The sequence below is a fragment of the Vibrio sp. YT-18 genome (assembly GCF_033337345.1).
In the GTDB taxonomy this organism is placed as follows: domain Bacteria; phylum Pseudomonadota; class Gammaproteobacteria; order Enterobacterales; family Vibrionaceae; genus Vibrio; species Vibrio alginolyticus.
On sequence record NZ_JAWOQO010000001.1, the window covers coordinates 399,842 to 422,500 of the forward strand.

Annotated in this window: 21 protein-coding genes; 15 read left to right on the forward strand and 6 right to left on the reverse strand. The window is 43.8% G+C overall.

What is annotated here, in order from left to right:
• Positions 1–3 precede the first annotated feature (3 nt).
• Together R7M72_RS01600 and R7M72_RS01605 are read left to right on the forward strand one after the other, a co-directional pair.
• A complete protein-coding gene (locus R7M72_RS01600; protein WP_017635346.1) occupies positions 4–1,374 on the forward strand; it encodes a GGDEF domain-containing protein in 1,371 nt (456 codons plus the stop codon).
• Between the two features lie 157 nt (positions 1,375–1,531).
• Positions 1,532–2,419 carry a LysR family transcriptional regulator gene (locus tag R7M72_RS01605; protein ID WP_017635345.1) on the forward strand — a complete coding sequence of 296 codons (888 nt, stop codon included), beginning with the start codon at positions 1,532–1,534 and terminating at the stop codon, positions 2,417–2,419.
• On the opposite strand, the gene R7M72_RS01610 is transcribed toward R7M72_RS01605, so the two are convergent.
• On the reverse strand, positions 2,416–3,024 hold the full coding sequence (locus R7M72_RS01610; protein WP_017821556.1) for a response regulator transcription factor: 609 nt from the start codon (positions 3,022–3,024) through the stop codon (positions 2,416–2,418). The genes R7M72_RS01605 and R7M72_RS01610 overlap by 4 nt on opposite strands.
• 684 nt (positions 3,025–3,708) lie before the next feature.
• Between R7M72_RS01610 and R7M72_RS01615 the strand changes: the two genes are divergently transcribed.
• Complete coding sequence (locus tag R7M72_RS01615) at positions 3,709–4,689, forward strand: chemotaxis protein (RefSeq protein ID WP_021707545.1); 981 nt, start codon at positions 3,709–3,711, stop codon at positions 4,687–4,689.
• Between the two features lie 49 nt (positions 4,690–4,738).
• On the opposite strand, the gene R7M72_RS01620 is transcribed toward R7M72_RS01615, so the two are convergent.
• Positions 4,739–5,269, reverse strand: coding sequence for a prepilin-type N-terminal cleavage/methylation domain-containing protein (locus tag R7M72_RS01620; protein ID WP_005376513.1), 531 nt, complete (start codon positions 5,267–5,269; stop codon positions 4,739–4,741).
• Between the two features lie 444 nt (positions 5,270–5,713).
• Here R7M72_RS01620 and R7M72_RS01625 point away from each other — a divergent pair, with 444 nt between their 5' ends.
• From R7M72_RS01625 to R7M72_RS01640, 4 genes are all read left to right on the forward strand, one after another.
• A complete protein-coding gene (locus tag R7M72_RS01625) occupies positions 5,714–6,436 on the forward strand; it encodes a sulfite exporter TauE/SafE family protein (RefSeq protein WP_318056001.1) in 723 nt (240 codons plus the stop codon).
• A 102-nt stretch (positions 6,437–6,538) separates the two neighbouring features.
• The gene (rarD, locus tag R7M72_RS01630) at positions 6,539–7,444 is read left to right on the forward strand and encodes an EamA family transporter RarD (protein WP_064369681.1); all 906 of its coding nucleotides are present in this window, start codon (positions 6,539–6,541) and stop codon (positions 7,442–7,444) included.
• A gap of 209 nt (positions 7,445–7,653) precedes the next feature.
• Positions 7,654–8,040, forward strand: coding sequence for an MAPEG family protein (locus R7M72_RS01635; RefSeq protein ID WP_005376510.1), 387 nt, complete (start codon positions 7,654–7,656; stop codon positions 8,038–8,040).
• A complete protein-coding gene (locus R7M72_RS01640) occupies positions 8,034–8,567 on the forward strand; it encodes a hypothetical protein (protein WP_033906497.1) in 534 nt (177 codons plus the stop codon). Before R7M72_RS01635 ends, R7M72_RS01640 begins: the two co-directional genes overlap by 7 nt.
• 284 nt (positions 8,568–8,851) lie before the next feature.
• On the opposite strand, the gene R7M72_RS01645 is transcribed toward R7M72_RS01640, so the two are convergent.
• Positions 8,852–10,216 carry an endonuclease/exonuclease/phosphatase family protein gene (locus R7M72_RS01645; protein WP_318056002.1) on the reverse strand — a complete coding sequence of 455 codons (1,365 nt, stop codon included), beginning with the start codon at positions 10,214–10,216 and terminating at the stop codon, positions 8,852–8,854.
• Between the two features lie 394 nt (positions 10,217–10,610).
• On the opposite strand from R7M72_RS01645, the gene R7M72_RS01650 reads away from it, so the two are divergent.
• Positions 10,611–10,925 (forward strand): DMT family transporter, encoded by a 315-nt coding sequence (locus R7M72_RS01650; RefSeq protein WP_005376506.1) that lies wholly within the window; start codon positions 10,611–10,613, stop codon positions 10,923–10,925.
• A 79-nt stretch (positions 10,926–11,004) separates the two neighbouring features.
• Here the strand turns inward: R7M72_RS01650 and R7M72_RS01655 are convergent, their stop codons facing one another.
• Positions 11,005–11,910: a DMT family transporter gene (locus tag R7M72_RS01655; protein ID WP_005376505.1), complete on the reverse strand. Its 906-nt coding sequence runs from the start codon at positions 11,908–11,910 to the stop codon at positions 11,005–11,007.
• A 168-nt stretch (positions 11,911–12,078) separates the two neighbouring features.
• Here R7M72_RS01655 and R7M72_RS01660 point away from each other — a divergent pair, with 168 nt between their 5' ends.
• The 3 genes from R7M72_RS01660 (at position 12,079) to R7M72_RS01670 (ending at position 14,752) form a co-directional block, all read left to right on the forward strand.
• A complete protein-coding gene (locus R7M72_RS01660; RefSeq protein ID WP_005376504.1) occupies positions 12,079–12,537 on the forward strand; it encodes an NUDIX hydrolase in 459 nt (152 codons plus the stop codon).
• Positions 12,538–12,641: 104 nt separating this feature from the next.
• Positions 12,642–13,214, forward strand: a complete 573-nt coding sequence (locus R7M72_RS01665; protein WP_054574614.1) for a GNAT family N-acetyltransferase — start codon at positions 12,642–12,644, stop codon at positions 13,212–13,214.
• Between the two features lie 125 nt (positions 13,215–13,339).
• Entirely contained in the window at positions 13,340–14,752 is a 1,413-nt protein-coding gene (locus R7M72_RS01670; RefSeq protein ID WP_054577837.1) for a coniferyl aldehyde dehydrogenase, read from the forward strand.
• Between the two features lie 175 nt (positions 14,753–14,927).
• Here R7M72_RS01670 and R7M72_RS01675 read toward each other — a convergent pair whose 3' ends face one another.
• Positions 14,928–15,407 carry an aminoacyl-tRNA deacylase gene (locus tag R7M72_RS01675; protein ID WP_054577838.1) on the reverse strand — a complete coding sequence of 160 codons (480 nt, stop codon included), beginning with the start codon at positions 15,405–15,407 and terminating at the stop codon, positions 14,928–14,930.
• Between the two features lie 156 nt (positions 15,408–15,563).
• On the opposite strand from R7M72_RS01675, the gene R7M72_RS01680 reads away from it, so the two are divergent.
• The 4 genes from R7M72_RS01680 to R7M72_RS01695 all read left to right on the forward strand — a co-directional run bounded on the left by R7M72_RS01680 (position 15,564) and on the right by R7M72_RS01695 (position 20,544).
• Entirely contained in the window at positions 15,564–17,105 is a 1,542-nt protein-coding gene (locus R7M72_RS01680; RefSeq protein WP_225491584.1) for a glutamate synthase-related protein, read from the forward strand.
• 186 nt (positions 17,106–17,291) lie between these two features.
• A complete protein-coding gene (katG, locus tag R7M72_RS01685; protein WP_225491585.1) occupies positions 17,292–19,466 on the forward strand; it encodes a catalase/peroxidase HPI in 2,175 nt (724 codons plus the stop codon).
• Positions 19,467–19,619: 153 nt separating this feature from the next.
• Positions 19,620–20,072 carry an antitoxin Xre/MbcA/ParS toxin-binding domain-containing protein gene (locus tag R7M72_RS01690; RefSeq protein WP_005376498.1) on the forward strand — a complete coding sequence of 151 codons (453 nt, stop codon included), beginning with the start codon at positions 19,620–19,622 and terminating at the stop codon, positions 20,070–20,072.
• Between the two features lies 1 nt (position 20,073).
• Positions 20,074–20,544 (forward strand): RES family NAD+ phosphorylase, encoded by a 471-nt coding sequence (locus tag R7M72_RS01695; RefSeq protein ID WP_005376497.1) that lies wholly within the window; start codon positions 20,074–20,076, stop codon positions 20,542–20,544.
• Positions 20,545–20,623: 79 nt separating this feature from the next.
• Here R7M72_RS01695 and R7M72_RS01700 read toward each other — a convergent pair whose 3' ends face one another.
• Positions 20,624–22,474, reverse strand: coding sequence for an acyltransferase family protein (locus tag R7M72_RS01700; protein ID WP_225491586.1), 1,851 nt, complete (start codon positions 22,472–22,474; stop codon positions 20,624–20,626).
• Positions 22,475–22,659 lie beyond the last annotated feature (185 nt).

The window sequence follows — 22,659 nt, forward strand, 5'->3', positions numbered from 1 at the left end:
ATCATGACACTTAAAAGTATCGCGTTGTCTCTTTTCATCGCAACATTACTATTCGTCACTTCTGTCACAATGATTGGTGCGGTGTTAATTTCTTATGAAGTAAAGCAGTTCAACACTTACGCGAATAATTTAGCCAAAATAAAACAAAAAGTAATTCTCATGGGGCTATTGACGGAAGCGCAGCTCGAGCAATACAAAGGCATGAGCGTGAGTGAAGTAGAAGCGCAAACAGAGCTGAGCTTTCAAGATGCGATTTACTCCCTGTCACGTTATGAAAAACTCAATTACGTTGAAGCTGTTGCACGGAAATCGCTTCATCAGGCTGAAGCGTATTTATCAAATGCGTTCAATCGACAAAATGCCGTTATGTATTTTCGTTCTTATACTGGAAACAAACTCATCTTAGAGAGACCGATTGAAGCGCTAGAGGGAGTGAAAGCCACGTTTGATGTTGATTGGTGTAAAAGTAACTATTCTTGTGTGTTAGCCGCGTGGAAAGAGCAACTAACGGACCGGGTATTGTTTTCCCTACCATTTAAAACGACATACTCCGATGACATGGCGATAAGCATCATGAGTCCGGTTTACTTTCAAGGTGAGTTAGTGGGAGAGTTCTCGGAACAATTGTACCTCTCGCCGCTTTATAATGATGGGAAAGCGGTGGATGTTCAAATAGCGAATGGGAACAAGCAAATGGTGATTTACTTCGCTGGCTACCCCTTTCCATCATTCGCGTACACCCAATCATATGTCGCAGACAACAACAATCTCATTGTTTACATGTACCCATTCAGTAAAATTGTACTGGATTACGTGTTCTTGTTTATCATCTTCTTTTTCGTAACTTTAGCGTATTACAACAAAGCTTATGAATCTAAAGAGAGCAAACTTCGCCTCGCTAAGGCACTGACGAACGTGACGAAAGATGATTTAACGGGATTGTTTAACCGCAGAGTCTTTCAAGATAGCGAATTCAAACGTCGTTTGGAAACCGCGCCATATTCCGTCATTGCAATAGATGGCGATAGGATCAAGCGAATCAATGACCATTACGGTCACCATGTAGGGGACGAAGTTATTGGGATTATTGCTGATGCTATGTCTAAAGTGTTTCGAAATAGTGATTATCTAGTTCGAACTGGTGGTGATGAGTTTGTTGCGATTCTGCCAGGTTGCAGTATCAGCCAATCTTCAATATTGGCGAAGAAGCTTCGTAGTGTCGTTAAAGATAACCGACTAAAGACCTTGGATATCGAAGTTAGTGTGAGTACTGGTATCGCGGCGAATGAGTTACACGAAACGCTTCAGGACGTTATTGTACGTGCAGATGAAGATCTCTATGAGATGAAAAAACACAGACAAAAGTCCCATTAAGCAGGTCTGGTATTGACTAAATGCAAAGTTACGGAACATAACCATGACATAACTGTTTGATTAATTTGACCAAACAGAATGAGTGGTCTTTTATATTAGAGCAGTCAACAAATAGTGATTGCTCTATTTATTCTCGACCTTACATCTGGTGTCGCACGTGAACAAAGATCTCGACTTAAACTTACTTAAAATACTTGTCTTACTGGATAAGCACCGTCAGCTCAAGCCCGTTGCGAAAGCGATGGGGAAGAGCGAAGCGTCAATTAGCAAATACCTTGCCCGATTGCGACTCCAGCTAAACGATGAATTGTTTATTCGGCATCCTCACCACATGGAACCGACGGACTATTTAAAACGTCAATTACCTAAAATTTCCGATGCACTCGAGAAGCTTGAAACTTGTCTAATTAGAGATGAGTTTGAACCGGAAAATTACGAAAAAGACATCACCATTTGTTTACCGCAAACCGCTCAATACTCATTTGGGCATTTACTTGCAATGGATTTAATGGCGCTGTTTCCCAAGGCGCACATTTCGATAGCAACGATTACAGAGTATACGATAGAAGAGATAATCCTAGGCAAAGTGGATGCGCAGTTACATTACTTCAACGAGGATGTTCCGAAATCTGTTTATCAGAAGTTCATCGGCTATGCGCCTGCTGTGGTAGTTGTCCCTGAAGAGCTGGGAATTACCACCCTAGAAGAAGCAGCCAAACTTCCCTTTATCATGTTAGAGATTATCGGTTGGAAAGAGAAAGAGCAGCTCGTTAAGCGTGCAATGGAAAGCCACGGTATGGTCATCAACCGTATTGCGGCTCTAGACAACGTAAGCAGCGTATTGAAGCTAATTAAACAAAAAAGCGCCGCAACCGTATTACTTGAATATCAGGCGCCAATTGATGGATATAAATTTATAAGAGTGCCAGAGCATTTTTACCCAGATGGCTGGCCAAAAGTGGTTGTACAGGTGAAGCAAAGCTTAAGACATGATGCAATGCACCAGTTGTTAATCGGTGCTATTGCAAAATACATGAGCGCTTAGCGGCAAAACTCAATGTTTTCTGACTGAGGAATAGTATGCAGAAGTTCAATCAACGTGTCCGCATGGTACTTTTTCAGAATACGCGTTTTGTAGGTGCTGATTGTTTTAGCGCTGAGTGAAAGTTGTTCAGAAATCTTCTTATTTGAGTAGCCTTGTACAAGATAATGGAACACCATGGCTTCGCGATTTGAAAGTGTTACGTTACCCGACGATGGTGTGTGAGTCGACTTAAACATTGAGTAACCGCGTGAAACACTCACAATTGCGTCGATAATGGTCTCTCTTGTTTCATGCTTGCTTAAGAAGCCGTTTGCGCCCATTTCGTACGCTGCTTTAGAAAGACTCGAGTAGTCGCGTGAAGAAACAAATAACAGTCGGCCACGATATCCCGTCGCTAAAATGTTTTTGGCTAAACGCATACCATCGCGGTCGCCAAGCACTACGTCTAGAATAATCAAATCAATCTTTTGGCCTCGAACAAGATCCATCACTTCCGCACTGTCAGTGGTTTGAATCACTTCAGCTGCGTTGATTACGGATTCAACTAGAGAAGCAAGTGCTTCGCTATACAATGGTTGAGCGTCGATAATAAGAACATTATTCAAAGTTAACCTCACCTAATACATCAACTAGTGTGCTGTCAGGCGACAGCGCAATTGGATGAATAGGATTGTAGGAAAAACCTTGCTAAGAGGAAGGAAAATGACTCTTTCCAAAAGTGAAAATCAGTGTCTTGATTATGGGAATAGCGATGTCAGGTATTGAAATACCTAGTGATAGGATAATTGCTTAAAACTTACGCTGACAAAAAATTAACAAACTGAAAGTGCTCTTTCAGTGTTCTACGCCTTCAGATTTTCTTGTGATGTTTCTAGCGCTTCGATTTAAACCCGTGTGTTAGCAAGCGCAGTTTTATACCAAGCCACTTGAAGAGAGCGTGTTCTACACCAGGCATGAGCACGGTAGCCAACTTTGTAATGATATCTGTTAGATAGGTTTGGCTATTGACGCTGAACATTACTTCAAATTATTTCTAAACTTTTCATTGACTCTGCCGCTAAAAGTGGAGGTGTTAATTCGCACTTTGGCCACTCATAATGTCGTGTTCAAAAATGAGACAATTTTACATGGTTTGGTATGGAAATGTGCGTTAGCCGTCCTTTTGATGGTTTACAAATTTTGTTGTAACGACTAAAAAGGACTTTTGGATTTTTAGCCAGAGAATGGCTTCTCATGGCGTTTGCATCAAACTTTTTCTGATGCGTATTTTTGGTTGGATAATTGGCTTTATGAGTAACGTAACCAGCACCATTTTGACAGAAAGTGGTACCAATGAGCTTGAAATCATCGAGTTTCATTTAGAAAAAACATTGCCAGATGGCAGCACAAAAACTTGTTATTACGGCATTAACGTTGCGAAAGTACGAGAAGTGATTCGCGTGCCAGAAACAACCGATTATCCAAACGCACAACCTCATATGATTGGTGTGTTCTCATCCAGAGATGTACTGACGCCTTTAGTGGATTTAGCTGGTTGGTTAGGTGTGCCAACACGACAAGATCTGGAGCGCAAGTTTGTAATCGTTACGGATTTCAACAAAATGACCAATGGCTTCTTAATTGACAGCATTTCGCGTATTCATCGTATCTCTTGGAATGATGTGGAATCACCAAGTCAGTTTTTGGAAGCGGGCGAACAAGATTGTGTAGTAGCCGTTGTCCGTAAAGAAGGCAACCTGATCATGATTCTCGATTTTGAAAAAATCATCGCAGACATCAACCCAGAATTGAGTATGGAAAAATACGATGTGAAAGGGGACAAGTCGGTGGATCTCAACCAGAGAATGGTCGGTAAGCGTAATGCTAAAACGATCATGGTGGTGGATGACTCAGCATTTATTCGCTCTTTGATCCAAGAGACATTAGCTTCTTCAGGTTACAATGTGATCACATGTAAAGACGGTGGTGAGGCGCATGAGAAGTTGATGAGCTTGATCGAGGTCGCGAAAGAAGAAAACTTGCCAGTTAAAGAGCTATTAGATGCGGTGGTTACAGACGTAGAAATGCCTCGAATGGACGGTATGCACTTAGTGAAGAGACTACGCGATACCGAAGCGTTTCATGAAATGCCGATCATTATGTTCTCGTCATTGATGAGTGAGGATAACCGAGCGAAAGCACTATCTCTTGGCGCAAATGATACGATTACCAAGCCAGAGATTGGCCGCATGGTGAATATGATGGATAAATACGTGTTTAACTTTGCGTAAAAAACCGATCAGATGAAACAAATAAGGCTGCCGATTGGCAGCCTTATTTTTATTGAGGGCAGGGAAGAATATCTAAGGTGTAACTCTCGTTTGGAGTCTGCGGTGGCCCATATAAAATTCCGCATTGTGTAAGGCTAGCTCTTTTTTCGTCGGCTGCAGCAATGACCATTTCGCGAGTTGTTGAACCAGCCGGGTGATGAAATGTTTTCCAATCCGAGTCTTCTTCGTTCAGTCCTTGCACGAGTAACTTCATCGATTCGCTATCAGAATCAGGATATCCATATAAAAAAACACAGCGCTTTGAACCACCAATATTACAGCCGTCAAATGGTAAATCTGCCATTAAAGCACTGTCTACGAAGTTTGAAACGTAAGGCTTGCTTTCCAATCCCGCAATCGCCATTTTCCCATAACCCACGCCTAATGCTGACGCAATAGCGCCTTTCATTCCTTCCAAACGTGCTTCACGTGCATCGCTTTGAAGGTTTAAAAAGCGTGGCGCGGCAGTGACAGCAAGAATACCGAGCACGACAATAACTACGACTAACTCTATTAGAGTAAATCCCGTTTGTTTTTTCATATTATTTTCACAGCAAGTTAAAGGTAGAAAAACACTGACCGTACACTTGTTTATTGTGTAAATAAGTACGGTAATGATAAATCGATCAGTAGTATAAAGAGGTGAGTTGTAAAGTGCTATACCGACGCCGTACTAATTGACTGAATCCATTAAATGCAATGGAGAATTCACGGGTCTAATTCTGCTAGATTTTAAGAGGTCATTAATTCCGCTGAAGAAATGCTGCGTGAACAGGCGAGCATGAATCCTCTTCGATGTAAGCAAACATGTACATCAGCGGAATGAAATACAAAATGCAAATGAGGGCGAACCGCACAAATGGATTGTCTTTTTATTCACTTTGATGAATGCTACGCGGAATTCATATCGCAGTGTGCCTGAGGTATTCGTCATGCGAATGTGCTTTGGTTTTGTGTTTATTTTTCAAATATAAGAATAATCTAAATGGAATTCGATTCGATAAACTTCCTTGCAATAGGTTTGATATTTCTTGGCTCTTATGTCCAGACCGCAATCGGTTTTGGCTTGGCTATTGTTGCCGCACCTTTACTGATTCTTTGGGCGCCAGAATATGTTCCTGCGCCAATCTGTTTAGTCGCGTTATTTATTTCGTTGATGAATGCGATGAAGCACCGCAGTAGTGTTGAAATCGGCGGCTTAAAGATGGCGTTGATTGGGCGAGTGCCGGGATCAATTGCTGGTGGCTTGCTACTCTTTTTTGTATCTACACAAACTCTCACGCTTTGGATTGGTTTGTTGGTGCTGTTTGCAGTCGTGGTGAGTATTTTACCGTTTCGGGTTGAGCCTACGCCTTCGCGTATGACATGTGCTGGTTTCTTTTCTGGGTTGTTTGGTACCAGTTCTGCGATTGGAGGCCCTCCGATGGCGTTATTGTTGCAGCATCAAGAAGCAAATCAGTTACGCGGCAACTTATCGGCTTTTTTTGTTTTCAGTTCGATTATTTCACTAATAGTACAAATCCCAGTGGGCTTCTTCACATTGCATCATTTGGTCATTACTATTCCTCTATTACCTGCTGCGGCGCTTGGTTACTGGCTAGCAATGAAAACTACCCAGTCGTTACCAAAAGAAAAGATTCGGTTTGGGGCACTTATGTTGTGTTTTGTGAGTGGCTTTACCGCCGTCGTACAAGCGTTGAGCCAATAATGCCATCTGCATCATAAAGTCACTGCGGGATTGCATTCCTTTTTATGTATGGCGGACTTGTTTACTTACGCCAAATTGGTCGTTTAGATGGGCGATAGTTTTATGAATAACACTCGTTATGGCACTTTTATGGCAGCATTCTCCTTTGTGATCTGGGGATTGCTACCAATTTATTATCGTTATTTACCGAATGCTTCTATGGATGAGTTGCTAGCATGGCGAATCATTGGGTCTGTACCTGTCGGGTTTCTAATTGTACTTGGGATAACCCGTCGAGGGCTGAATTGGAAAGAAATCTGGCTTGATAAAAAATCCTTGTGGTACACGTTTGTGGCGAGCAGTTTGATGTGTATTTCTTGGAGTGCGTTCACTTGGGCTTTGACCCATCATCGGGTCATCGATGCCAGCTTAGGCTTCTTTATTGGACCATTAGTATCTGTTGCGCTGGGCGTATTTATTCTTGGGGATAGGCTCTCAAAAGGCAAACTTATTGCAATAGTGTTGGCAACAATTGGTGTTATGTATCAAGTGATTCACTATGGTCAGCTACCCGTTATCGCACTAACGATGGGGTTGTTCTTTGCTTTGTATGGGCTGTACAAGAAGAAGATAAATTATGACTGGAGTACAACCTTGTTTGTTGAGGCGTTGTTACTGACTCCAGTTGCACTCGCCTATTTGCTCTATAAACAATGGGCAACTGGTGAACTGGCTTCGGGCACAGATACCACAACATTGCTTTTGTATTTTGGCAGTGCACCTATCACACTTTTACCACTCGTATTTTATTCTATCGCAATACGTATAACTAATTTATCAACCGTCGGTCTAATGCAATACATCGAGCCAAGCTTGCAGTTTGTGTTGGCAGTTATGTTTTTTGGCGAGTTGTTTGACGAAGTGAAAGCGGTGACCTTTGCATTTATTTGGGCAGGGCTGTTGTTCACAATTTTTGAAAGTATTATCAAAGGGCATCGGCGCAAAAAGCTAGTCAAACACCCCTTATAGTGGTTTCAATATTCTCACATATTAGCTTCTTTATTCTTATGCCCTCCATTCGAGGGCATTTTTAATACCATAAAGCATTGGCTTTCGTTTTTTGCCCGAATAGAAATCATAACTTGAGATTATTTGACGCATTATCATAATGATACCGCTATAGTTATAGCCAAGTGACACGCTTATATAAGTGAAAACCAGATCAAGAAGGACGACATATGATCACAGCTCTGTATGCCAACATTCTCGCAATACTCATTATTTGGTTGGCTGTTCAAGTAATTAAGCAACGTCGCTTAAATCAAATTGCTTATGCCGATGGTGGGGTAGAGGCTCTACAAATTGCTCGTAGTGCCCAGAGTAATGCGACAGAATATATCCCCATCACCCTGATTTTAATGGCACTTTTAGAATTTAATAGTGCTTACCCAACATGGATACATCTCACCGGTATTATTTTTGTAATTGGTCGAGTTATTCATGCTAAAGGCATATTGAAAAAAGACTTGAAAAAGCGCATTAGAGGGATGCAGGTGACATTTCTGGTGATACTTTCATTGGTTGTGTTAAATATGATTTACCTGCCATACGATAAGTTATGGTAAGTCTGCGACGTTACATTCCACCACCTTGGGTACTCGTTCTGATTGGATTAGTACTGAATATTGGCGCGATCATCGTTACTAGCTTAGTCCTTGATAAGTTGGGTAAACAGCACTCGCAGCTCGCAGAGCAAACAGCAGAAAACTTGTATTCCATCCAACTCGCATGGAACAGTGTGGAAACCCTAGAAAGGAAAAGAGAAGCTTTACTGCTGCATGTGCACATAAGTCAGAGCGTAGCGATACCTTTAGAGCTAGAAGAGGTATTAGCAGGGCATTTATCTTCTTGGGTTCTCAACGAGTCGGATGAAATAAAAATTGATCAACTTCCTCAACTGATGTCAAAGATAAATCAGGCACAAGCTTCGTATAGAGACCGCATCGATAATTACTACATTGAGAATGTAGAGCTCAATGAGGTAATGGCAAAGCAGGATGAAAAGATCGCTTGGTACAAGAATATCGGACTCTTCTTGCAAGTATTCGGACTTGCGTTAATCCTTGCACGCGACTTAGCTAGGAAGCAATAAAAGCAAGAGCTAAAGATCAGGTTTATTGCGAAATGCCAATGGTAGTTTGCAAATTGCAATTTATTCGGTGAGCAAACAGTAGCTATTGGTTAAGTTTTAATGAAAGTGATTAAATAACAACCTGTTTTTGTGCACTGAAAAGTTGGCACGGCTCATGCTTTAGTATGAGTGACCCTTTCTAAGCCGAGGGTCACCTAGCCAACTGACGTTGTTAGTGAACCATCTTGTTCACAAATATATACAGCCAATCACGACTCCTTGTGGTTGGCTTTTTTTTATGCAGTCTAGAACTGTGCTTTAATCCAGATCATGCGATGGTCGGAAGATACATCCTTACCATCACCATACTTACCGATACGTGCATCGTTAAATAGTTTACGGCCTTCTTCATAAGACGCTGACCAGTACACACCAGAGTCTATTACATTCAAATTTGCTGAAGGCAAGGCATAGTCTACCCCTAAGCCAAACGTTGAAGTGATGCGATTCGGATATGGGTGAGTTGAACTGCGGTCAACAGCGTGTTCAGCTGCACCAAAGCTTGTTGGGTAAAGCTCACCATTCATCACGGTTTGATTAACCAATGGATCGTTGTGCAGCTCTTGCATTACAGAGCTAATACCGTCACCAGCCACTGGATCAAGATTTTGATCACCCATCATTACGAATTTAGTGCCGTTCGTTAAGCCACCTGTTTTACCCGCATCGTCGTAAAAATAGTCTTTGCCTTGAATGTAATGATGCCAAAACTCCACTTCTGCTGCGTTTTGCGCTTTGTTTTTACCGGTGTCAAATACTGGTGGAGTAGGATGAGACATCAACAAGTGTACAACTTCCTCGCCATTGCGTGTTGGAATGATGATTGGCGCGTCGACGTGATTTTTCGAAGATAGACGCACTTGATCCCATTCTTCCGCTGAGTACCATTCATCACCACACTTCATGCCGTCTGGAATCTTTTGCGAACCGTCACAGATAGTAATGGTTGGAATTTTCGCACCTTCCATATCTTTCCATTTAAATGCTTGGAATGTACGTGTGTTTGCCGTGTCAATTTTATACTTAGACATAAGGGCAAATGCATATTGACCATGGTACATGCCAAAGCCCCATGCATCACCTGGCATTTGACCTGCGGTTCCGTTGTTGTCGAGATCAAACTCACTCAACAACCCTGTATTGGTTGAATAAGATTCAGCATAAGGGTATTCAATAGGCTCAAGGTTTGCTTCACCGCCCGCGCCATTGATGCTTTGCGCGACAGACAAGTAGTTCTTCTGGAATCCTTCAATGGCTGCTTTGTTTTCGCCTGTTCCCTCGTTGTTGTATTCCGCCATCATAAGAACATCAGGACGATTCTTTTGAATGATTGCTGCAACGTTACGAATTTGAATGACTTTTTCCGCAGTGGTTTTGTCTTCGGCTGCGATTGAACCGTCTAAATAAGAGGTGACCAACGCAGCTTGCTGCGTTGGTTCAATTTGCATTTCATCTACCAAAGTTTCGAAGGTAGCGCGGTCAAAAGAGAGGTTGTAAGTCGCTATTTTTACTTCTTTAGGCTGAACATTGACGTATTCAGTATCGTCATTACATCCAGATAGTAGAGCGGCGCCAACAAGGACAGCGATAGAGGTTTTGATTGCTTTCATGGGTACGTCATACCTTATAATTAATTCGGCTGAATATTAAAGTCATCAGTCATTGTTTTAAGCGATATTAGTCACACAAACGTTTTCATATTTACATGTTCAATTAGTTTTTGTGTGATTTGTGCAATAAATGCAACACTTTCAACACCAGAAGGTTATATGTAAATTGTTAAAAAACGGTGTCGTTATTGATGCGAAATAGAGAGTCCGCCACCGTTAAAAAGAAAAGCGTAGAATTTAAGCGTGCATGAGATGTTTGAGTTGTATGCTTATCGCCGTGTTTTATTTTTTATGTTTAGATTTCCGTATATAATAAGCAGTCAATCAGAAGTGAGGACGACCTCACCGCTCTATCTTTTCTCGGGGACGACCCCATCTCGTTGGGAAATGTGACATGGCTTGGGGAATTCTCTTCATTGCGGGCTTGTGTGAAATCGCATGGGCTGTCGGTCTTAAATATTCACAAGGGTTTACCAAATTCGGTGCTTCGGCATTCACTATTGTCTTTATGTTATTGAGCTTTTGGTTGCTTGGCATTGCGTTAAGAACCTTGCCTTTAGGCATTGCTTATGGCGTATGGGTAGGGATTGGCGCAATAGGCACGGCAGTCGTGAGTATTTATCTGTTCAATGAGCCAGCAACACTTATCAAAGCCTTAAGCTTGCTAATGATTGTCGCTGGTATCGCAGGGTTAAAAATATCAGCTTAACGTTAGGCTAAACACAAAACAGCCAGAGTCACTCTGGCTGTTTTTCTAAATGTCGTGTTTACGGTTCTGGCGAGGTATATCAAGCGTTGCGCTTAATAAAAGGTAACCGTAAGTGATGACCAAACGCATTAATTAATGCGCCTGTAACAATCAGACCGCCACCGACGTACGTCCAAATGATCGGAACCTCGCCAAAGAAAATGATGCCCAACAACACAGAAAATACGATCTGGATATACGAATAAGCGGAGGCTTTACCCGCTTGTTGAGTTTGCATCGCTTTGGTTAACCCCAATTGCCCTATTTGGGTAAAGACACCAACTAGAACCAACATGAAAGTCAGATATAGATCGGGCATTACAAAATCGTCGCCAATCAGTAAGAGTGAAGCGGGGAGAGCAACCAACGGGAAATAGAAAATGATCACTGAGCTGTCTTCTGTCTGACTCAGTTTTCTGACAATGACGTAGGCAATTGAGCTACCAAATGCGCCTAAGATCGCAATCATGACGCTAAACATTGGTAAAGCGCTATCTGAGCCTTGCCCAGTTTCTGGGCTTACCATGATATAGATGCCGAGTAAGCACAACGCAATACAAAGGAAAGTTGACGGCTGGATGCGCTCTTTCAAGAAAAATACGGCGAGTAGTGCAGTAAATACCGGATGAATATATTGGAATATCGTCGCTTCTGCCAAAGGTAAGGTGGTCACTGAATAATATACACACATCAGAGCCATCGTGCCCACAGCACCGCGTGCAAATAGTAATGGCTTATTATTGCCCCATACAGAAATTCGTTTTCGCTTTACATCGAAATAACTAATGATAAGTGAAACGAGCGCTCTTGCTGCAACGATTTCAAAAACGGGGATACCGTAGTTGCCGACGTGCTTTACTGTAGCCGACATCAGAGCAAAGCCGAACGCGGAAAGCACCATAAAGCGCACACCGATGGGAATCATAGTGTTGAATGAATTGGACATTTTACTGCTCATTTGTTGCGACAGATCTCACTTTAGCATACTTAGTTAGCGATTAAATCCTCTCAACTCAAACACTTCTGTCGACAAGATGAATAAACAGTAGAATACGTAGCAATTAATCTGCCTCTCTCAGCGTAACAATAAAAACTCGATATTTAAGGAGCTTACATGATCCCGATAAAAGCAACGCATGTTTCAGGCGTTGTCATTTCAAAAATTGATGGCATAGAAAAAATGCTGTTACTCAAACGCGTAAAAGGTGGCTATTGGTGCCATGTTGCAGGTGGTATCGAAGCGGGTGAAGCCGGGTGGCAAACCATTTTAAGAGAGTTAAAAGAAGAGACACTAATTGACCAAGTTGAGTTACATACAGCAGACTTTCTAGAGCAGTTCTACGAAGCAAAAAATAACCGTATCATGGTTATCCCATGTTTTGTGCTATTTTGTCCGCCTAACCAATCAGTTGTTCTTAACGAAGAGCATACAGAGTATCGCTGGTGTACGCTTGAAGAAGCTAAGCAGCTGGCTCCGTTTGCCAATCAGCATCACCTCTATGAACATGTATGGAAGCATTATGTAGATGTGGCATCACTAACGCCATTTACGCTGATCGATCAAAAGGGCTAAATGAACGGCAACGGCTTTGATTAGTTTTTATAGAGAGGTTTGTTCTCATAAAATGAAGCGTTAGGATTTGCGCTGAGCGTTCACAATAAAAAGGAATAACATCTATGGATGAAGTCACATGCCAAGAGACGTATCAAGGAAATCACTTACAGAAGCGTTTTTCCGTCTCGCAAAGGATCTCAATTGAGCCCCTCAATACGAAACACGCGTCCGCTTTACTAGAGGTTGTGAACACTCACCGAGAGAGCCTTGAGGGCTATCTACCTTGGACGGATTCTGTCACGAATCATCGAGAGGCCGTGAACTACATTTCCCAGCGAGTGAACAGTAACGCGCTGGATTCCCACTGGTGTGCAATTTATTTTGATGAGCAGCTTACGGGTGTTATTGGCATTAAAGGTGTGGATTCACATACGCGTGTTACTGAAATTGGCTACTGGCTTGCCAACAATGGGCGAGGCCATCGTGTGATTGACCAAGTGCTCGCAGTATTGATCCCTTTTTTGAAGCAGAAAGGGCACGCACAATTCATTCAGTTCCATTGTATGGAAGATAACATCGCTAGCATCAATATTGCTGAGCGTGCAGGCGCCACATTAAAAGAATACGTTGATCATGAGTTCGATATGCTTGACCGCTCTCAACGACTAGGCATTTATGAACTACGTTTGATGTAGTATCCACCCCAGAAATATTTTAATCAGAGTTCGAACTCTAACTTCACGAGCGCTACAATAGTAACATTGTTGCGCTCGTGTTAACTTGGGGCGTCATTGGCAGAAACTAGGCTAGGAGAAGCATCATGAACGCAATCACAGAGGTTGAAGTAGATAACTTGTTACAGCAAAGCCTCGAACGCTTAAAAGCGGCATATGCAGCCGAGCCTTATCCTAGTTTGGATGAACGTAAACAGCGCCTCGTTTTGTTAAAAAAATCGCTGCTTGAGAACAAACAAGCGCTGGTTGAAGCGTTAAGTGACGATTTTGGCTATCGCTCAGAATTTGATACCGCTATGACCGACGTTTTGCCAACGGTCTCGCATATTAATTATACCCTCAAACGACTAAAAAAATGGTGCAAACCCAGCAAGCGCGAATCCGGCTTATTGCTCGCACCTTCTAAAGTCACCGTTCAGTATCAACCGTTAGGTGTCGTCGGGATCATTTCACCGTGGAACTTTCCTGTGATTTTGAGCCTTGCGCCTTTAGTGACAGCATTGGCTGCTGGCAACCGCGTGATGATGAAGCTCAGCGAATTTACGCCAAAAACCAATAAAGTCATCATCGATATTTGCCGTGGGTTGTCTGAGTATGTCGAAGTTTTTGAGGGTGAAGCAGACGTCGCACAAGCATTCAGCCAACTGCCATTCGATCACCTTTTGTTCACGGGTTCTACGAGTGTTGGTCGCGCAGTGGCAAAAGCGGCAGCGGAAAACCTTACGCCGGTGACGTTAGAGTTGGGTGGAAAGTCCCCGGTGATCATTGCAAAAGATGCAGACATGAAGAAAGCCGTTGATGCTATCTTGTTTGGTAAATGCATTAATGCAGGCCAGATTTGTGTCGCGCCTGACTACGCATTTGTACCGCAAGAACGTGTCGAAGAGTTCATTTCGCTATTCTTAAAACGTTTTGAAAAGCTCTATTTAAAATCCAACAAGAATCAAAAGCTGACCCATATTGTCAACCAACGACAATATGATCGTTTGACTGCGCTACTTGAGGATGCAAAAGCGCAAGGTGCTAACCTTCACACTGTTGAAGCGTCGCCCCAAGAGGAACGACTTCTGTATCCTCATTTGGTCACGGATGTGTCGCCGAATATGCGAATCATGCAAGAGGAGATCTTCGGGCCATTTCTACCTGTTAAGCCCTACAATGCGGTTGATGAAGCGATTGATTACATTAATCAGCGCCAAAGACCACTTGCGCTGTATGTTATGTCGGACGACAAATCGACCATCAAACATATTGTACGCAACACCCACAGTGGTGGCGTCGGCGTTAATGATACGGTTTTACATGTTGGCGCTGAAGATGCGCCTTTTGGTGGCGTTGGTGAATCGGGTATTGGGCATTATCACGGAGAGGAAGGATTCAGAACTTTTAGTCATGCGAAAACCATTCTTCACACACCGAAATGGTTGCCAAGAACGAGCGTATTAATGCGCCGTAGGGCTATGGCGATAAAAGCGATCCAAAAGATCTTTGTTCGATAATAATTATGATTTGATTGATAAAAAACCGCCCGAATAGGAGGTTTTTTGTTTCTATATGCTCTGAAACGCTGGGCACCAAAGTCCGAGAAACTTCCATCGCGTGCTACCAACAAAACAAAGAAAGGCTCTTGTTGAAAGAGCCTTGTTCAGGAAATGTCGAAATATCTTGGCAAGTTTAATGCAGAACTTCACTGCTGAATCTTAGATATCTACAGTCGTTCATCAGTTCTTTAAACGCCTTTCGGTCCAGCTTAATCAGAGTTTCATGATCGCCAGCTTCAAGGTAGACATGTTCCAAGTTTGCTAGTCTTTCATCGCAAACTGTCGACATGTGGTAAGGGCTACCAATCGGTGGAATAGCGCCGTGTTCACAATCGGTGAAGAGTCGGTAAACCATACGCTCTTTCACCAAGTGGAAGGTGGCATTAAATTCGTCGTTTAATCTCGACAAACTGATTTTGTTGTTGGCAGGTAAGACTGCCATCATATGACGCCCTTCATGATCCTCAAGAATCACACCTTTTGCGATATTCATTAAAGGCACACCTGCTGCAACACCACTTTGTAGCGAGCTATGACTGTGGCTGTGATTCACGGTTTGAAAGTGAATGTTATGCTCAGTCAAATATTCATCTAATCGGGTTGCAATCGCCATATAGCCTCCACGTGTATGAGACCCATAAAAAGTATAGGTTAGTCGGGCGACAATCGCGCATTTTACTCGGCGACACTGACGCTCTTTACGCTCCTGTTCTACGCTTATTGCAAGCCAGCGAGAAAGCATGGTTAACAATAATAAATAGGGGGCAACATGAGCAAGCCAATCATCGCTGATAACAAGCCGATCAAAGTAGAGTTGAAAGCTGGGCAAGAATATTACTTCTGCCGATGTGGGCGTTCTAAAAATCAACCTTACTGCGATGGGTCTCATTCGGGAACCGGCTTAAAGCCAATGAGCTTTAGTGCGGAAAAAGACGAAGATGCCTATCTCTGCCAATGTAAGCATACCGCCAATGCTCCTTTTTGTGATGGTACACACAAGCGATTTACCGCAGAGCAAGTCGGTAAAGAGGGACCGGAACAAAAGCGAGAGAAAAGAGACAAACCAACGGCGTCTGCTACTCAAGAAGAACCAACCCTCGAGTTTATCCACCAATTAGCGAGAGAAGGACTCTCTAAACTCGGTCATCATGGTCCGATGGCTGCAATGGGGGTTCCTAGGCATTTGCTACCACATTGGGATGCTATACAAATTATGGTGGCGCAAATGGCGACACAACCGTTGTTGGAAGACGTTCCTGTGTCTACCGAGTTGATTGTGGGACCAAACGCGCGTAAGCCGCTCAGACTCGCCATTCCTTTGTTGGTGTCGGACATGAGTTTTGGCGCACTTTCTGAAGAGGCGAAAATTGCACTAGCAAAAGGTGCAGAGTTGGCAGGGACTGGGATTTGCTCTGGTGAGGGTGGCATGTTACCGGAAGAACAAGCCGCTAATTCACGGTATTTCTATGAGCTTGCTAGTGCTCAATTTGGCTACGACGAATCTAAGCTTCTTAATGTTCAGGCGTTTCACTTTAAAGGTGGGCAAGGAGCAAAAACGGGCACGGGTGGTCATCTGCCTGCAAATAAAAATGTAGGTAAGATCTCTCAGGTGAGAGGCATCCCCGAAGGACAACCAGCGATATCACCACCAACGTTCAAAGATCTTCACACTACTCACGATTTCAGAAAGTTTGCTGACAGAGTTCGTGGCATCACAGGCGGTATTCCAATTGGATTTAAACTCAGTGCCAACCATATTGAGCAAGACATTCAGTTTGCGCTTGATGCTGGGGCTGATTATATCATCTTAGATGGTCGCGGTGGTGGCACGGGTGCGGCGCCAACTATGTTCCGTGATCATATTAGTGTTCCCACCATCCCTGCATTAGCTCGTGCACGTAAGTACTTAGATGAAAAAGGCGTAAGTGACCGCGTCACATTAATCATCACCGGTGGGTTGCGAGTTCCTACGGATTTTGTCAAAGCGTTGGCACTTGGAGCAGACGGAGTAGCGATAGCAAACAGTGCGATGCAATCGATCGGTTGTGTCGCGGCTCGCATCTGCAACACCAATAATTGCCCGGCAGGCATTGCGACACAAAATGCCGATTTGAGGCAGCGTCTCGACGTTGGAAAGTCATCCCAGCAACTGAAAAATTTCTTCGAATCCTCGGTCGAGCTCATGAAAGTCATGGCGAGGGCGTGTGGTCATCACGCTCTGAATGAATTTAGTCATCATGATTTAGCGACCTGGGATCACAACATGGCGAGGCTGTCTGGGATTAAGTATTCAGGTATGGACTTAAACTGATCTCTATCCATATTTTCTGCATATAGGTACATGTTTGATAACAATTATTTATTCGCTGAAATGTTTGAAATTTTGACTTGGCGTTAACTAAAAAAACAGTGTATGAACTACGCTGTTTGAGGTGGATATTCGATTTATTGAATAACAAAGAGTGGTTACCACAACCACGACACGAAGGAGCATTATATGAGCAAAGCAAACGGCGGTTCGGTAGGTAAATGTCCAGTTATGCATGGTGGGCAAACATCTACAGATAAGTCGGTGATGGATTGGTGGCCGAATGCCTTGAACTTAGACATCCTGCATCAACACGACTCCAAAACCAACCCATTTGGCCAGGACTTTAATTACAAAGAAGAACTGAAAAAGTTAGATGTCGAAGCACTTAAAAAAGATTTAAAAGATTTAATGACTGATAGCCAAGACTGGTGGCCTGCCGACTGGGGACACTACGGTGGTTTAATGATCCGAATGGCATGGCATGCAGCGGGCAGTTATCGTATTGCGGATGGCCGTGGCGGTGCTGCTACAGGCAACCAACGCTTTGCTCCTCTCAACTCTTGGCCAGATAACGCCAACCTGGATAAGGCTCGACGCCTTTTATGGCCAATCAAGAAAAAATATGGCAACAAACTAAGTTGGGCAGACCTGATTGTCCTTGCCGGTAACATGGCGTACGAATCCATGGGCTTTAAGACCTTTGGCTTTGCGTTTGGACGAGAGGACATCTGGCACCCAGAAAAAGACACTTACTGGGGCTCTGAGCAAGAATGGTTAGCCACAAGTGACGCTGATAACAGCCGCTACTCTGGTGAGCGAGATTTAGAAAACCCGCTTGCTGCGGTAATGATGGGTCTTATCTATGTGAACCCTGAAGGGGTAGACGGTAACCCAGATCCTCTCAAAACAGCGCATGACATGCGAGTGACCTTTGCGCGAATGGCTATGAACGATGAAGAAACCGTCGCTCTCACAGCTGGTGGTCACACGGTGGGTAAGTGTCATGGTAATGGTGATGCCGCAAACCTTGGCCCAGAGCCCGAAGCAGCAGACGTTCATGAGCAAGGTCTTGGCTGGATTAATCACAAAACACGTGGCATTGGCCGTGACACGGTAACGAGTGGTATTGAAGGTGCTTGGACAACACACCCTACACAATGGGATTACGGATACTTCCACCTACTATTTAAGTATGACTGGGAACTGAAAAAGAGCCCAGCAGGTGCATGGCAATGGGAGCCAATCGACATTGAAGAACAAGACAAGCCTGTCGATGTTGAAGACGGTTCTAAGCGCTACAATCCAATCATGACCGACGCCGATATGGCGCTCAAAATGGACCCTGAATATCGTAAGATTACAGAAAAGTTCCAAAATGACCCTGCGTACTTTGATGACGTTTTTGCTCGTGCCTGGTTTAAGTTGACACACCGCGATCTAGGACCAAAATCATGTTATTTCGGCCCTGATGTGCCAAGCGAAGATCTTATTTGGCAAGACCCAACGCCCGCAGGTAAGACAGACTACGATGTTGATTTAGTAAAAACAAAAATCGAAGCAAGTGGCCTATCCATTAGTGAGTTAGTAAGTACGGCGTGGGATAGTGCGCGTACTTACCGTGGCTCTGACCGCCGAGGCGGTGCAAATGGCGCGAGAATTCGCTTGGCTCCGCAAAAAGATTGGCAAGGGAACGAACCTGAACGTCTAAGACGTGTTCTTGCGGTGTTAGAAAAAATAGCAGCAGAAGAGGGCTGTAGTGTTGCAGATGCTATCGTGCTTGCTGGTAACGTAGGTATTGAACTGGCTGCGCGTGCCGCAGGTCATGATGTATCTGTGCCATTCACGCCAGGCCGAGGTGATGCCACCCAAGAGATGACGGATGTTGAATCATTCGAAGTACTTGAGCCTGTTGCTGACGGTTTCCGAAATTGGTTGAAGAAAGACTACGCGGTTAAGCCAGAAGAGCTTTTATTAGATCGTGCTCAGCTTATGGGATTAACGGCGCCAGAAATGACGGTACTTATTGGTGGTATGCGCGTTCTAGGCAGTAACTACGGCGGTGGAAAAGAGGGCGTATTTACTGACCGAGTCGGCACTTTGTCGAATGATTTCTTCGTGAACCTTACTGACATGGCATATACGTGGAAACCAGTGAGTGCTAATCAATATGAAATCCGTGATCGTAAAACCGACGCTGTGAAGTGGACGGCAACCCGTGTGGATCTTGTCTTTGGTTCAAACTCGATCCTGCGTTCGTATGCGGAAGTGTATGCGCAAGATGATAATCAGGAAAAATTCATCCATGACTTCATCGCCGCATGGACGAAAGTCATGAACGCGGATCGTTTTGACTTGCAATAAGTGAAACGATGCCCGTCGGTAGATGGGTTGATGAATAAGTAAGAGAGGCGGGCGAAAAGCTCGCCTTTTTCTTTACCTATCTTTTTACTTTGATTGAAAGTTAAGCTCATTTGAACCATAATAACTGGACCATATGAACCATAGGAGCTTGATATGGCAACTGCAGCATTAAAAAGCTTCAAACCGAAACAACCTCATAAAGCCAATTTCTGGTTTATGTTGGGTATTGAAGACGCTGAAACAGGTCGCACTGATGCGGTTCACAAAGGCTTTGAGCCAAAGGTGTATCGCAATATTGTTGAGCGTGTGAAGCTTTCTCAGAGTGAGTTTCAAAACGTCACATTGATACCTGTCAGCACGGTCAAGCGTCGTCTAAAAAACGATGAACGCTTCAATACGCAAGAAAGTGATGCAATCTATCGATTAGCGATGTTATTGAAACTCGCGACAGAACTGTTTGACGACGAAGAGCGCGCGTTAAAATGGATGAGAGAGAATGTGTATGGCTTAGGTGGAAAACGTCCACTTGATATGGTCTCGACCACGGTGGATTTTGAAATCGTAAAAGATTTGATCGGCCGTTTAGAGCACGGGGTATTCTCGTAATATGAAGCTCTATCGTCTCACACAAAAGAAATTTGCTGACACGCCATTCAGCCCCGTTGGCGCAAAGTTATTTGGAGGGCGATGGAACTCAAAAGGAACCGAAGCCCTCTATTTCTCTGAATCGGAATCCCTTTGCTCGTTGGAAGTGTTTGTTCACGTAAACAACGATCCTGCTATCACCAAACTTTACGATTTATATCGTATTGAAATGCCAGAATACCTCATCGCCACCTTAGATGAAGAAGATCTCCCTGTGACGTGGCGAGCAATACCGGCGAGCGAGTCTACGCAGTACATTGGTGACCAGTTTCTCAATGATCCTCATCCTGAGTTTGCCGCGCTGCAAGTGCCTTCAACGATTTCACCTCGTGATAAAAACTACGTGGTGAACCCAAATCATCCCAAAATGAAAGAGATCATCAAGAAAGCCGAAAAGCTCGATTTCGCGTTTGATCCGCGCATTTTCAAATAGACGCCTAGCTTTGTCTTGCTTTAAAGCATTCAGCGCTTACCTGAGATAAGCGCTGAAGCATAAAAGTTTATTTCCTTGGTTATTGTCGGTCGTAAGTGAACTGTTGCGCTTCATTTGTAGTGTTGAGGTAATGCCCAAGCACCAACTCAGCACCTTTGTAAGATAAATGGCTGTCATCCGTATACATCGCATTGTTTGCTCCAACTCTCATTCGACATACGCCATTTCTGCAAATGGCATCGGTCAAGTCGACAAACTCAACGTGCTCAAATTGCTCAAAGTAGTTCACTAACTTCGCCACGTTTTGAGGGTGATGTTGTTTGGGAGAAAAGTCGCAGGCAGACTCTTCTGTCTCGCCAAACAAACGCGCTTTCCAAAGGCATTCTCCTACCGCAAACGGTGCAGAAGGGGTTGGACCGAAAACGACCACTTCCTTTCCTTTCAGTTCATTCAATAATTTGGTTAATGATGCTTCATAATCGGCTTGTGAAAGCTCTTTATTGAAATTAGAAGAGATAACAACGCGACGAATGGAAGGGGTACTTAGAATGGTATCGACAGCCTCATTGAAGAACTGTCGGCAAGGAACTGAGCCAGCACCTTTGATGGTGTCGACATAACCGACCGCACAGGAATCTTGAGTAAGTTGCACCACGCCAGTTGGTGTTACTTCAGATAGACGCTTCACGTAAACCATGCTGTGACTATTGCCTAACACAGCGATGGCGGGCTGCGGCGCAGACGAGCACACATCGTTAACGTTGGTGTTGCCGTTGCAATCTAAACCATAACCGTTGTTAACGCGCATGGCCTCGAAAAATGCGCTTCTTTCTGGAAAACCACCGTTTTGATGACCGATAACGCCGAGCGTTAGCAAGGGCAACGTCAACAACACAATAACCGCGGACACAGTGCGCATGCTCATGGCTTTTCGGCTACGGAACGGCTTTTCAATAAAGCGCCAAGTGAAGTAAGACAGTACAAAAAGAGCGATAACGTAAAGCGGGATATTGACGTCTTGTGTTGTGTCCAACATGTAGCGGTAAAAGACAAATAATGGAATGTGCCACAAGTATAAGCTGTAGCTGATTAAGCCGACGAACACGACCCACTTTAGGCTCAGTAATCTACCGCAGACATTGTCTTTAGAGGCAAACAAAATCACCAACGCGCTACCGATGACCGGCACCAGCAGCGTAATGCCCGCGCCATCTTGCGATTTTTCAAACAAAAGCGCGGAAGCCAATATCAAAACGATGCCAATGGTTGCTAGAGTATCGTTAGATTGAACTTGGACTTTTCTCATCACTAATGCGAGTAATGAACCGCTTGCCAGTTCCCAAGCGCGAGAGAAGATCATGTAGAAGGCGAAATCAGGGTCGTTGCTCGCGTAGACAATAGTCATCAAACTCAGCACAAATACCGTGATAAAAAAAGTCAGGTAAAACGCGTTTTTACCACGAGCGAGTAGCATGAGTAGCAAAGGAGTGACAATGTAGTACTGTTCTTCAACGCCCAAGCTCCATGTGTGGAACAGCGGGTTGGCTTGATCTTCTAAACCGAAGTAATTGTGGCCTTTTAAATACAGAAGAATGTTGGATGCGGAAAGAATGGAAGACACTGCAAATTGACCAACGTCTTTGTGTGCTTGCGGCAAAAATAGCCACCAAGACATCAAATAGCTGACGGCGATCACCACCAGTAAGAGGGGGAGTATGCGACGAATGCGTCGCTCATAAAAATCACCAAGGCTGAACTTCTGGTTTTCTAAGTCGTTAATCACGATGATAGTGATCAAATAGCCGCTGATCACAAAGAACACGTCGACGCCAATAAAGCCACCAGCGAATTGCTCAACTCCTGCATGAAACAAAATCACCAACGTGACAGCAATCGCCCTTAATCCGTCTACTTCTGCTCTGTAAGTCATATCGTGTTGCTCCAACATTCCGTTTAATGAAGTAGAGCAAAATATGAACCAGAAATAATGTTTATTTAAATCAGTGCCTTAAAGTGATTGTCAAAATGAAAATGCTAGGTGGGTTAACGAATTCCCAAATTGAATTTCAATATGGAAAACCCATAAAGAATGATCTTAAGAAGCGCTAAATCAAA